Origin of the sequence: Streptomyces sp. NBC_01478 (assembly GCF_036227225.1) — a bacterium.
Classification (GTDB): Bacteria; Actinomycetota; Actinomycetes; order Streptomycetales; family Streptomycetaceae; genus Streptomyces.
The window spans coordinates 8420419-8432960 of sequence record NZ_CP109444.1; the positions used below are offsets into that span (position 1 = coordinate 8420419).

11 protein-coding genes and 1 pseudogene are annotated in these 12542 nt (G+C 68.3%); 7 read left to right on the top strand and 5 right to left on the bottom strand.

Annotated elements, in window-relative coordinates; genetic code table 11:
• Positions 1-643 precede the first annotated feature (643 nt).
• From OG223_RS38150 to OG223_RS38175, 6 genes and pseudogenes are all read left to right on the top strand, one after another.
• Positions 644-1063 carry a hypothetical protein gene (locus OG223_RS38150; protein ID WP_329258839.1) on the top strand — a complete coding sequence of 140 codons (420 nt, stop codon included), beginning with the start codon at positions 644-646 and terminating at the stop codon, positions 1061-1063.
• Between the two features lie 2 nt (positions 1064-1065).
• Positions 1066-2883, top strand: coding sequence for a WXG100 family type VII secretion target (locus OG223_RS38155; RefSeq protein ID WP_329258842.1), 1818 nt, complete (start codon positions 1066-1068; stop codon positions 2881-2883).
• A 135-nt stretch (positions 2884-3018) separates the two neighbouring features.
• Positions 3019-4203 carry a S8 family serine peptidase gene (locus tag OG223_RS38160; protein ID WP_329265693.1) on the top strand — a complete coding sequence of 395 codons (1185 nt, stop codon included), beginning with the start codon at positions 3019-3021 and terminating at the stop codon, positions 4201-4203.
• A gap of 54 nt (positions 4204-4257) precedes the next feature.
• Positions 4258-4605, top strand: a complete 348-nt coding sequence (locus OG223_RS38165) for a WXG100 family type VII secretion target (RefSeq protein ID WP_043683474.1) — start codon at positions 4258-4260, stop codon at positions 4603-4605.
• A 97-nt stretch (positions 4606-4702) separates the two neighbouring features.
• Positions 4703-5002 carry a WXG100 family type VII secretion target gene (locus tag OG223_RS38170; protein WP_043683472.1) on the top strand — a complete coding sequence of 100 codons (300 nt, stop codon included), beginning with the start codon at positions 4703-4705 and terminating at the stop codon, positions 5000-5002.
• 233 nt (positions 5003-5235) lie between these two features.
• A pseudogene (locus tag OG223_RS38175) lies at positions 5236-5377 on the top strand (serine/threonine protein kinase); the annotation flags it as partial.
• Between the two features lie 46 nt (positions 5378-5423).
• On the opposite strand, the gene OG223_RS38180 reads toward OG223_RS38175, so the two are convergent.
• From OG223_RS38180 to eccCa, 4 genes are all read right to left on the bottom strand, one after another.
• Positions 5424-5924 (bottom strand): hypothetical protein, encoded by a 501-nt coding sequence (locus tag OG223_RS38180; RefSeq protein WP_329258851.1) that lies wholly within the window; start codon positions 5922-5924, stop codon positions 5424-5426.
• Between the two features lie 12 nt (positions 5925-5936).
• Complete coding sequence (locus OG223_RS38185; RefSeq protein ID WP_329258855.1) at positions 5937-6083, bottom strand: hypothetical protein; 147 nt, start codon at positions 6081-6083, stop codon at positions 5937-5939.
• Between the two features lie 90 nt (positions 6084-6173).
• Entirely contained in the window at positions 6174-6305 is a 132-nt protein-coding gene (locus OG223_RS38190) for a hypothetical protein (RefSeq protein WP_329258857.1), read from the bottom strand.
• Complete coding sequence (gene eccCa / locus OG223_RS38195) at positions 6302-10279, bottom strand: type VII secretion protein EccCa (RefSeq protein WP_329258860.1); 3978 nt, start codon at positions 10277-10279, stop codon at positions 6302-6304. Before eccCa ends, OG223_RS38190 begins: the two co-directional genes overlap by 4 nt.
• 352 nt (positions 10280-10631) lie before the next feature.
• Here eccCa and eccD point away from each other — a divergent pair, with 352 nt between their 5' ends.
• On the top strand, positions 10632-12146 hold the full coding sequence (gene eccD, locus OG223_RS38200) for a type VII secretion integral membrane protein EccD (RefSeq protein ID WP_329258863.1): 1515 nt from the start codon (positions 10632-10634) through the stop codon (positions 12144-12146).
• Between the two features lie 63 nt (positions 12147-12209).
• Here the strand turns inward: eccD and OG223_RS38205 are convergent, their stop codons facing one another.
• Positions 12210-12488, bottom strand: a complete 279-nt coding sequence (locus OG223_RS38205; RefSeq protein WP_329258865.1) for a DUF397 domain-containing protein — start codon at positions 12486-12488, stop codon at positions 12210-12212.
• Positions 12489-12542: the final 54 nt, after the last annotated feature.

Here is a 12542-nt window from a genome sequence, read left to right on the forward strand (position 1 = left end):
CCAAGGAGCGTGCTCGCGGCGGGGCAAAGGTGGCGTCAACGTAGCAACCGGTTTGTCAGGCTCAGGTTTTGTAGTCGCAAAGATCTTTCGATGTCGTGGGTGGGAGGTCTGGGGTGCCGGGCCGGCCCCACGGCCCCGCGGTTGCGCTGTCGTCCGTAGCCCGTAGCCCGTCGCTTGTCACTTGTCGAACGCCGCGATGGTGATGTCTGGTTCGTCGTGGCGGCGGACTGGCTGTGGGTGCGGTCGCGGGGGAAGCGGCGTACGGGAGTTGCCGGTGCCCGCGGTTCGTAGCGTGTGGAAATGTGATGAAGATCGTGAACCGTGACGTGTTCGAGGAGGTTGGGCGTGGTCACGGTTGGGCGGCCGGTGGATGGGTAACGCCATCAGGGGCCGTGTGACCAGTGGGAGTCGAACCGGCGAATCGGGCAAACTGTGGCGTCCGGGCCGGTTGCGTAACTGAGTTAACACACAGCGCGGTTGGAGCCCATGTACAGGTTGACTACAGTGGTAAACGCGTTGTCAGGTGCGGCTCGGTTTGCGATCGTACGGTGAGCGGATGGGATCGGCGCGGCTTGGCCGCGGCCGATGGATGTACGGGGAAACGGGGAGGAGCGTCGTGCTTCCGGCAGACATGGTGGGGGGCGTGTCGGCTACCAGGGCGAAGGACCTGGAGGCGAGTAGCGAAGCGCTGACCGACTTCGTGAACCGGGTGGACAAGGTTCTGCGCGATCTCGAGGGGTCGGCGGGGAATCCGAAACGGGTGGGTGCGCAGACGGTCAGCGCGGGGTCGATCCACAGAGGTGGGCGTGGCGCCTTCCACGAGGCGGACGGCCTGTACGACGAGTACCACGCGGTCCACAACAAGCTCACCTCCCTGTCCAAGACGCTGCATCTGCAGATCGAGGCGATCGGTATCGCCGTGCAGGGTGCCAGGGGCACCTTCGACGGGGTGGAAGAGGATCAGCGTCGGCGGTTCTGGGAGATCCAGACGGAGATCACGAGGATCAACAACGCCTCGGGTCCCGAGCGCACCAACACCGCCAACTCCGGGATGAGTGGGTGACGATGACTGACGATCAGCACAAGGCGGACCTGAGCAGGGTCGCCAGCCAGAACAAGTTCACCGATCTGGCTCGGGGTGTCGAGGAGCGTCCGAAAGAGAGCGGGCTCCTGGCCGGCCTCGTCTACAACCCGGTCCGCGCGGTGGTCGAGAGCACGTCGCAGGGCCAGGCCGTCCATGACTCCGTGCACGGGCCGTCCAGCGACCGTCGTACGAACTTCGAGAGCCGCCCGCTCAACGAGATGGTCGACCTCGTGGAGCGGACGAACCCGGAGGACCTGGAGTCCTCCGGCAAGGCACTGTGGGACGCGCGCGATGCGATCAAGGCGGCGGCCGACGAGCTCAGCGGTCACATCGACAGGGTCCGGTGGGCCGGGAAGTCGGGCGACGCGTTCCGCAAGTGGGGGAGTGAACTCGTCACCCAGACGCAGAGCCTGAGCACTTTCGCCGGGGGTGCGGGCGACCAGATCACCGCCGCCGCCATGGGCCTGGCGTCCGTGCGCAGTGCTATGCCGGCTCGCGATACGCAAGTGGAGCGGAAACACCCCGCGACGTTCACGGCGGCAGAGAAGGTCGCGAACAAGGACGAGTACACCGCGGCCGTACGTGTGGAGAAGGATCGTCAAGAGGCGATCAACCAGATGAATCGGCTGTCGTCGTACTACGTGGTGTCCAAGGACGAGCTGGCGGCTTTGAACAGTGCGGCGCCTGAGTTCACGGCCATGCCGGATGTGGGAGTACCTGATCCTGATCCGACATGGCGGGACGGCTCTGGTGGGTCCAAATCAGGAGACAGCCAAAAGACTCGTACGGCCACTGTGCCGGGTCATCATGAAACGCTTGCAGTGGCTACGAGCAATAGCGGCAAGCACGTCGTAAGTGATGTCGTGTCGCCCGTCAAAGACGTCACCGGTCATGTGACGCCTCCTGATGTCTCCACGCACACGAATATCGATAGCGTCGGTACATTGCCGCCAACCACCACCGTGCCTGCGACGGTCCACAACCCGCCGGTCATGGGTGCGCCTGCCCCGGGCGGTGGTCAGACCAACGCCTTCGACAATGGCTTGGGAACTCCCATGCCCAACGGCCCCCTGGGCCGGAGTATCAGTGGGGCGGGCGGGCTCAAGAACCCGACCTCCGCGCAGGGGCGAACCGGCACTTCAGACCCAAGGAACTCGAGCACGGGACGGACGGTGGGCCGTGGGCCCGCGAGTCAGATGGGCCGCGCTACGGAGACTGGCCGGTCTCTGGCCAAAGGCACTGCCTCTGGAGCGAAGTCGTCCCCGATGGGTCGTGGTGTCACGGGTGGTACTCCGAGAGCGAGTGGTGCGGCGACTCCGCGAGCAAACGGTGGTTCGGCCACCGGCGCCGGTCGTTCGAATGGTGTGGTGGGCGGACGGCCCACCAACGGCACAGGCAATTCGGCGAAGGGCGGGTCCAGGATTCCTCGTGGCAACGTCATCGGAGCCGAGGAAACGACCGGCTCCCGGTCCGTGCCCGGTCGGCCGGGGCAGCGTGGAGTCTTCGGAGCGCCCGATGCTGCTGCCAGGTCGGCCTCGAACGCATCGAAGGCCCGTGGCGGTACGGGCGCGTCCGAAAGTGTCACGGCGGTGCCCACCGAGCGCAAATCTGCTGCCCGAGCCGAACGCAATGGCATGACGCGCGGTGGCTCCGGACTCGTACGCGGACCTGGCAGCCAAGGGAAGCCTGGCGACAAAGAACGAGCGGACGGAGCTTCGTGCCCCGACCACCTTGTTGAGGACGAAGAGACACACTTGCCCATCCAGCCGCGGCGTGATGTGCCGCCGGCCGTCAACTGAGCGCGAGCGAGGACAGCCAACGTCATGAAGTCAGGGAACAGCCGTCCAGCCCGGAGGGCTGCGCTGCTCAGGACACGCCGCGCCGGACGAGTACGTGCCGTAGGTGCGGTCCTCGGCGCCCTGGCTGTAGTGAGCGTGGGATTCGCGCCGAATGCCGGTGCTGCCGACGCTCAGTCGAAGCAGTGGTACCTGGACGAGATGCAGGTCCACCAGATGTGGAAGGTCAGCACCGGCAAGGGCGTAAAGGTCGCTGTCATCGACAGCGGAGTAAATCCGAATACGCCTTCGTTGAAGGGACAGGTTCTGGTCGACGAGGTGCCCAAGGCGGTCTCGTACCACTCGACGGTCGACTACGTCGGCCATGGGACAACCATGGCCGAGTTGATTGCCGGTACCGGATCTGACGGTGGCCTGCAGGGACTGGCACCGGGCGCGAAGATCGTCCCCTATCGCGTCTCCTTCACTGGGATGAAGGCCAGTGCGGCGGAGAAGAAGAAGACGCCTAAGCCGTGGCAGGCGATCAGGGCCGCAGCCGACACCGACGCAAAAATCATCAGCATGTCCTTCGGAGGGTTTGTCAGCCCACCGGAGGAGGAAGCGATCAAGTATGCCGCTTCAAAAGGCAAGTTGATGGTCGCCGCAGTGGGAAATGCGGGTACAGGGAAAGGTACTGGCAATATCGACTATCCCGCTGGTTACCCTTATGTGGTCGGCATCGCGGCGGTTAATTCTTCGTTCGCCGTCACGAAGTTCTCTTCGTACGGAAACTACGTCGACCTCGTGGCACCCGGTGATGGATTTCCGGGATGGTGCGATACCACTTTCCGCTCTTACTGCGACAAGGCCGGCACGAGTCCCGCGACCGCGATCGCCGCAGCCTCCGCCGCCCTCATCTGGTCCGCCCACCCCAACTGGACGGTCAACCAGGTCACCCGCTCCCTGATCGACACGGCGAGCCGGACGTGGGCGGAGAACGACCCGAGCAAGTACGCCGGTTACGGGTTTGTCCGTCCCCGCGAGGTGTTGGAGAACGCCAAGTACGACGCGGGCGCCGCCAACGTCGACCCGCTCGCGAAGGAGAACGGCGGCAACCTGCTGGCCAAGTCGGCGAGTTCCTCCTCGGCAACGTCGAATCCGTCCGCGTCGGCCACGTCAGAGGCCCGGCAAAAGACTTCTACCGGCGGCACTTCCGCAGCGGGATCAAGCGCGGAGTCGTCCAACAACAGCAACACACTCTGGATCGCCCTCGGTGGCGCCGCCGCCGTGCTCGTCATCGGCGGGGCCGGCGTGGCCGTAATGCGCGCACGGCGAGCCAGGTAACCGGGATATCCACGCAGACCGCGATTCGGTCAACACAAGAAGGGTGAGCTGACCATGTCCAACAAGCAGAAGCTCGAAGATGCCGCAGTAGTCGATATTCAGAAGCAGATGCTCGACAAGTACGACGGCATCGCCAAGCGCGTGCACGGGCTCCAGGGTGTGATCGACGGGCTCGAAGGTCAGTGGCACGGTATTGGTCGTGCCGCGTTCGACAAGAAGCAGTACGAGATCAATGAGTCGCTGCAGAAGATCGGCACCATTCTCGGTGACGTCATCGAGGCGATGACCGCGACGCGGAACATCAAGGACAGCAAGGAAGACGAAGTCCGCGCGGCGGTCAACAAGATCGACCTCCAGGACGGCGCCCCGACCGTGCCCTCGTCCTCGCTGAGTTCCTACTGAGAGTTCCTGCCGAGTTCTTGCTGAGCTTCTATTGAGCTCTTCTTGAACTCCCACTCAGTTCCCACAGCCCCATACGAGCGAGACGAGGTACACACGCATGAGCCGTAACTCCGACGGCCTTTCCGTCACTTATGACGGGCTTGACTTCGCGGCCACCAAGATCGGCAACGAGGCGAAGCAACTGGAGCAGGACCTTCAGGAGCTTCGCGCGCTGGTCGTGAAGAGCCTGCAGTACTGGGAGGGTGACGCGCAGAACACCTTCAACGAGAAGCTGCACCGCTGGGACAAGGAAGCAAACGACATCCACACCGCGCTGACCGGCATCGGCCACGTCGTGTACACGTCGGGCGGTACCTACATGGAAGGCGACAAGAAGGCCGCCAGCTACTTCCAGTAGGCGGGACGAGGATCGTAGAAGGCAGCGGGGTGGACGCGCGCGGGAGGCGTCCACCCCGCTGTCGTACCGAGCCATGGGCGAGAACGAGAAGATGGGCGCATGCCCATGCACGTGGCCATGCCGGATGCAACGCCCACGCCGAAACGCGGACGTCCTACGGCCGCGACACGGCCGACCGGCAGGATCGACCCCTACACGATCGTCACCCGGCTCGACAGCCATCTCCCCGCCCACACCCCGGTCCGCTCCCCGAGCGGACGGTGCTCGCGCTCGTCGTAGCGCTGGCCGAGACGCTCGCTGTGGTGCACGGGCAGGAGTTGACGCATGCGGGTGTGTCCCGCTGCCGTGCTGCTCGCTGTCGACGGGCCTCGGCTCGGGTGGAACCGTGTCTTTCTCCTGCACGACAGCAAGGTCATCACGTTCACCACGTTCTGAAAGCCTCCGTGGACGGCGAGCGAAGGCGCTGGGCGTAGGGGCCGAAGGCGGCTTCCAGGTGGTAGAGCGCCCCGTCGCCGTAGGAGTCGCCGCCGAGTACGCAGCTCTCCAGCGGGGTCGAGCCGGACGCCTTGGTCTCCTCGGCAGACGATGCCCTCGTCCTCGGACACGCCGAGGCCACGGCAGGCACCTGCCGTGGCCTCGGCGTGTCCGAGGACGAGGAGTGCTCCGGCGCGGACGCGAGCGCGGGGATGCGGCCGCCGAACTCGGCCTCGCACGACCGGCGTTCGGTCGCCTTCCGGGCGGTGGCCGCCGCGAGTTCCGCGACGGCGTGGGCCCCGGTGTCGTTGTCGTGGGACTCGCCGCCCGCTGTCGACACGACGAGCGAGGCGGGCCTGTCGGTGCAGGACACCACCACCGCGGTGTTGCGCCGGTCCGAGTAGCCGAACCAGCCGCCGCCGAGCGCCACCGGCAGGATGTCCGCCAACTAGGTGTGCAGCTAGGTGTGCAGCATGTCGAACATGTCGAAACGGGACGTGGACCCTACGACGTCCTCGGCGACCAGCCCGACGGCCACCCGCAGATCGGCGACCTGGCAGGTGTCGAAGCCTTCGTCGTCGAACCCGTTGTACCGATCGCGGGACAACCCGGCGTCGATGTCGAGTGAGGTGAAGCCGGCCGACTCCTCGTAGGGGATCAGCCCGTCGCAGTACGTCGCCAGCTTGTCCGCGTAGCGCTACCCCTTGCCGGTGTCGCTCCACCGGTACCAGCCGTACCCCGCCGAGACGACGAGCGCCACCGGCAGCGTGACACCGAGGACGGTCCGCCGCAGAGCCTTCCGCGCCGCTCCCGCCCTCGGCTTCGTCACTCCGTCATGTCCGGGACCTGGCCGATCTGGACCAGCGGCTTGCCGCGCTTCCGGGACACGAACACGCCCCGCCCGGCGGGCATCGGCCGCGGCCGTACGCCGCCCAGGAGGTCGCCCTCGGCCGGGTCGCCCGCCAACACCACGCCCTGGGCGCCGAGTTCCTTCATCCGCTGCATGAAGGACTCGTAACCGGCCCGCCCCGCACCGGCCGTGGAGCGGGCGATGACGAAGCGCACACCCACGTCCCGGGCGAACGGCAGGAGTTCCGTCAGGCCCGACAGCGGGTTGCCGCTCGACGTGGACACCAGGTCGTAGTCGTCGATGATCACGAACACCTGCGGGCCCCGCCACCAACTCCGGTCCCGGAGCTGCTGCGGTGTGACGTCGGACGTCGGTGTCCGGCGCTGCATCAGATCGGCCAGCGCGTCCATGTGGTGCTGCATCTGGTTCGACATGGGGATGTACTCGGCCAGGTGCGAGGTCGGGGTCACGCCCAGCAGGGAACGCCGGTTGTCGACCACGAAGAGCTTGCACGCGCTGCCGTCGTAGCGCTCGGTGAGGCGCTTGATGATGAGCTTGAGCAGGTTCGACTTGCCGGACTCGCTCTCGCCGAAGACCAGGAAGAACGGGTCCTGGTCGAAGTCGACGAACACCGGCTCCAGGTTGTCCTCGTCGAGCGCGAAGGAGACGCCCCGGTTCGGGAAGCGGTCGCCCGGGGGCAGTTGGGCAGCCGCGAACTCCCTTGGCAGCAGGCGGACTTCGGGCGCTCCGGGCTCCTGCCAGTGGCGGGCCACCTCGGCCGCGAGAGCCGTCGTAGCCTCCGCGAGGTCCGTGTCGGAGGACAGGCCGTCGATGCGCGGGACGGCCGCCATGAAGTGCTGTTTCTGCGGGGTCTGGCCCCGACCGGGCACGCCCGTGGGCACGTTGGCGGCGGCCTTGCGGTCGAACTCCGAGTCCATCGGGTCGCCGAGCCGCAGCTCCAGCCGGTTCATCAGGTGGTCCTTCATGTTCGCGCGGACCTCCATGGAGCGCGACGCCGTGAGGATCACATGGATGCCGTAACCGAGGCCGCGGGCCGCGATGTCCAGCACCAGCGGCTCCAACGCCTCATAGTCCGTGCGGAAGTTGCCCCAGCCGTCGATGACGAGGAAGACGTCGCCCCAGGGCTGGTCGGTCACCGAGATGTCGCCCCGCGCGCGGCGGGCGCGGAACTCCGCGATCGAGGAGATGCCGACCGTACGGAAGTACTCCTCGCGGCGGGTCATCACGCCGTAGACCTCGGCCGCCGTGCGCCGGACCTTCTCGGGGTCGAGACGGGAGGCGACCCCGCCCACGTGCGGCAGACCGGCCACCGCCGACAGGCCGCCACCGCCGAAGTCCAGTGCGTAGAACTGCACTTCGTGCGGGGTGTGGGTGAGCGCGAACGACGCGATCAGGGAGCGCAGCAGCGTCGACTTGCCGGACTGCGGGCCACCCAGGATCTGCATATGGCCGGCCGCGCCACCGAAGTCGGTCCACAGCGGATCGCGCCGCTGCTCGTACGGCTTGTCGACCAGGCCGACCGGGACGATGAGCCGGCCCGCGCCCTCGTAGCCAGGCTGCGTCATGCCGCGCCCCGGTACGGCGGCGAGGCCGGGCAGCAGGGAGTCGAGCGACGGCGGGCTGTCCAGCGGGGGCAGCCACACCTGGTGGGCGGCCGGACCCTGCGCCTCAAGGCGCCGCACGATCACGTCGAGCACGGTGTCGGCGAGCGCGTCGTCCTTCTCCTCGGCCGCCGCGCCCTCCCGCCGCTGTCGCGGCACGGGCGCGTACTGCACCGGCACCTGCGCCGCCGTGAACAGCACCGGCCTGCGGTCCACCGGGAGCGGCCCGCCGAGCGCGGCGGACTGCTGCGAACTCGTGCGGTACACCCCGGAGACGTACGCCGCCTTGAAGCGGACCATCTCGTCGGTGCCGTACTTCAGGAAGCCGGAGCCCGGCACGTTCGGCAGCTCGTACGCGTCCGGCACCCCGAGCGCCGCCCGCGACTCGGCCGCCGAGAACGTACGCAGACCGATCCGGTACGACAGGTAGGTCTCCAGGCCGCGCAGCCGGCCCTCCTCCAAGCGCTGCGAGGCCAGCAGCAGATGCACGCCCAGCGAACGGCCGATACGGCCGATCTGCACGAACATCTCGATGAAGTCCGGCTTGGCGGTGAGGAGTTCGCTGAACTCGTCGATCACCAGGACGAGCGAGGGGACGGGCTGCAAGGGGGCGCCCGCCGCCCGCGCCTTCTCGTAGTCGTGGATGTTCGCGTAGTTGCCCGCGTCGCGGAGCATCTCCTGGCGGCGGTTCAACTCGCCGCGGATCGAGTCACCCATACGGTCGACGAGGGTCAGGTCGTCGGCCAGGTTGGTGATCACGGCCGCCACGTGAGGCATCTGCGCCATGCCGGCGAAGGTCGCACCGCCCTTGAAGTCCGCGAGGACGAAGTTCAGCGTCTCCGAGGAGTGCGTCACCGCGAGGCCGAGGACCAGCGTGCGCAGCAGCTCCGACTTGCCGGAACCGGTCGCGCCGACACACAGCCCGTGCGGACCCATGCCCTCCTGGGCCGCCTCCTTGAGGTCGAGCATCACGGGCCGGCCGTCCTCACCGAGCCCGATCGGCACCCGCAGCCGCTCGGCCGTCGAGCGCGGGCGCCAGGTCCGCTTCGGGTCGACGGAGGCCGCGTCGCCCAGGTTCAGCAGATCCGTGAACTCCAGGTTGGCGAGCAGTGGTTCGTCGTCGTCACCGCCCGACACCATGCGCAGCGGCGCCAGTTGGCGCGCCAGCGCCTCGGCGGCCTCGTACGACAGCACGTCCGGCGTGCCTTCGTAGACCATGCCGTGGCCCGACTCCAGGCGGAGTTCCTTCGGGTGGACGACGATCGAGAGGTCACCGCGTCCGCTGTTGAGGTCGCCGGGCACGACCTCGACGATCGTCACCCCCTGGAGGCCCTCGGGGCTGGCGAGGAAGGAGGTCGGCGGCAAGGAGACGCCGTCCAACACGACCACCAGATGCGGCTGTTCGGGCACCGGCGCTCCGGCGGGGTGGAAACGCGGCCGGCCCTGGAGCCGCTCCGTGAGCATCTCCTCCAGCTCCATCGGGTCGGTGCTGATCAGGCGCATGCTGCCCGCGCCGTCCGCTACCTCCTGTGCCTGCGCGTGCGGCAGCCACTTGGCCCACTCCCACTCGGGCGCCGACGCACGCCCGGTGGCGACGGCGACGACGAGATCCTCGGGGGAGTGCAGCGAGGCGAGGGAGGCGGCGACCGCGCGGGCGGTGCCGCGCACGGTGACCGGCTCGCCGCTGATCGTCACGTGGTAAAAGGCGCGCAGCGAGACCGCCATCGGCAGGTCCTCAAGGGTGCCGTGCGTGGCCAGGAAGCGCTGCATCGCGCCCGCGGTCAGCGGCTCCAACTGGTCGACCGGCGCGGTCTCCGGCGGGATCAGGGGAGTGGCGAGTCCCTGCGGGCCGAGGCCCACCCGCACCTGTCCGAAGTCCTCGTCGTTCGTGCGCCGTTCCCACACCCGGCTGCCCTCGGCGACCAGTGCCCACAGTTGCTCCGGCGAAGGGTGCAGGTAGTACTGGGCGTCGCGCTGGGCCCGCGCGGTCTCCAGGGCCGTACGACGCGTCTGCGACAGATAGCGCAGATAGTCACGGCGCATGTCGGCCATCTGCCCCTGGGTGCCCCGGCGGTAGCGCACCAGCATCGAGACGCCCATCGCGACCGTCGACGCGATCATCACCATGCCCATGATCTTCATGAAGGGCCCGGCGCTGGAGTTGAAGAAGAACACCACCGACCCGCCCATGCCGAGCATGGGCAGGAGCTGCATCAGCGCGCCCTCCTGCTGGCCCCGCGGCAGCTCCGGCGGAGCCTGCAGCATGACCTCGTCCGTGGGCACTTCCTTCGGCAGCGACCTCGGCGGGCGCTTGACGACGATCTGGCTCACTAAGCACCAATTCCCTTGCCGGACCGAGTTGTTTCGTCCGCCGCCCCGTGTCGGGCGGACGCCGATCCGCACTGCGCGATCCTACTGACAACCACTGACAACGACGGGCGGTAGGGTGCCCGTGAGACGTGTGAGCAGTTGCGAATCGTTCCGGGAAAACCGGGCAAAACCGCAGCGTTCGCGGTCGGCGGATCCCGTCGAGTCCCTGTCGAGTCCCGGGCGCGACGGCGCTGTTGACCGGTGTGACGGGTGGCACGGCACGACCTGCACAGGATCTTTACGGCGGAATCTCTATGACGGACGCGCGCGGCGGCTTCGCGGACCGTCCGTCACTGACAAGGGGGAACAGCAGGTGAGCATCACGGCCTCCGCGCCGACCGGCGCGACCGGTGGATCGGGCACCGGAGCCCCTTCCGCGGCGAGTATGGGCTTCGGCTTCTGCCGCGTCACCATCGTGGCGCCCGACAGCCGGATCGACGTGGCCCTGCCCGACGACGTACCGGTCGCCGACCTGTACCCGGAGATCCTGCGGCTGTCCCAGCAGAGCCTCGCCGAGGGCGCCCCGGTCGGCTACCACCTCGTGCGCCGCGACGGCACCGTCCTGGACGGCGCCCGCTCCTTCGCCGCGCAGCGCATCCTCGACGGCGAACTGCTCACCTTGCGCCCCTTCGCCGACTCGCTGCCGCCCGCCGTCTACGACGACGTCTCCGAAGCGGTCGCCTCCGCCGTCACCCGTGACCGTGCCCTGTGGAACGGCGAGTTGACGCGCGCCGCCGGTCTCGTCGCGGCCGGCGTCCTGCCCACGCTGCTCGCGTTCGTGGCCTGGAGCTCCCAGATCCGCCACGACATGAACAGCCTCCAGGGCATCGTCGCCGGCCTCGCCGGCATCCTCCTCGTCACCATCGCCTGCGTACGCGCGCGTGTGTACGACGACCGGGGCTCCGCGGTCGCCCTGGGCCTGGGCGCGCTCCCGAACATCGCCGTGGCCGGCTCGGGACTCCTGCCCTTCTCCGAAGGGCAGGGCATCGGGCGGCTGCAGTTCCTGCTCGCCTGCGCGGCCGTCCTCGTCGCCACCGTGGTCCTCACCCTGGTCTCGCCCGGCGGCGACGGCCCCTTCGTGGCCTTCGTCCTCGCGTCCGCGATCGGCCTGGTGACGACCTTCGTCGCGATGCTCACCGACCTCAGGCCCATCGAGACGGCCGCCGTCTGCGCCCCGCTCTCGGTGTGCGCGCTCGCCTTCCTGCCGGGCCTGTCCATGCGCTTCGCCCGCCTCCCCATCGGCTTCGAACCGCCCAACCCCAACCGCGGCGGCTACGGCGACGCCGAACCCGTGGCCCAGGAGCCCGTCGACGCCGAACGCATCGCGGCCCGCGCCCGGCGCGGCCACGAACTCCTCGTCGGTCTGGTCGGCGGCTGCGCCCTCGTCTCCGTCGGCGCCTCGATCGTCCTCGGCTTCTCCAGCGACATCTGGGCCCAGCTCCTCGCGCTGGCCACCGGCATCGCGATGCTGATGCGCGCCCACCTGTTCCGCTACACCGCCCAGGTCGGCGCCACCCTCGCCGCGGGCCTCGCCGCGCTCGTCTTCCTGGGCCTCGGCCTCGCCCTGAGCCCGCCGCACGCGTACGTGCGGGACGCGGTCCTGGGCGACGCGACCTCGCTCGACATCCGCAGCGTCTGGCTCGCGGCGGCGGTCGCCGCCGCCACGGTGCTGGTCACCGCGATCGCCCTGATCACCCCGAAGCGCGGAGTCACCCCCTTCTGGGGCCGCTTCCTGGAGATCGCCGAGAGCTTCGTCCTGCTCACCCTGATCCCGCTGTCCCTGGCCGTCTTCGACGTGTACGCGCAGGCACGGGCGATGACCAGTTAGGGGCCGTACAGGCAGGGAAAAGGGGCGGCACACGCGTGTGCCGCCCCTTTTCCCTGCCTACGACTACTGCTCCTCCGGAGCCGGCTCCAGGTCGAACTCGCCGTCCCGGGCGCCCAGCACGAACGCCCGCCACTCCGCCTCCGTGTACCGCAGCACGGTCTCCGGGTCGAGCGACGAACGCATCGCCACCCCTCCGTCGGGCAGGTCGGCGATCTCGACGCGCTCCTCGTGCTCCTCCGTGCCCGGCGCGCTGCGCCACTCGACACCCGAGATGTCGAGGGCGTACAGCTCGTCCCGCTCCCGCTCCTTGCGTGCCTTGATCTCCTGCTCCGTCTCCGCCATGGCGAAGCGACCCCTTCCCGACGAACCGACGTGATCTACATGTACGCGTAGATG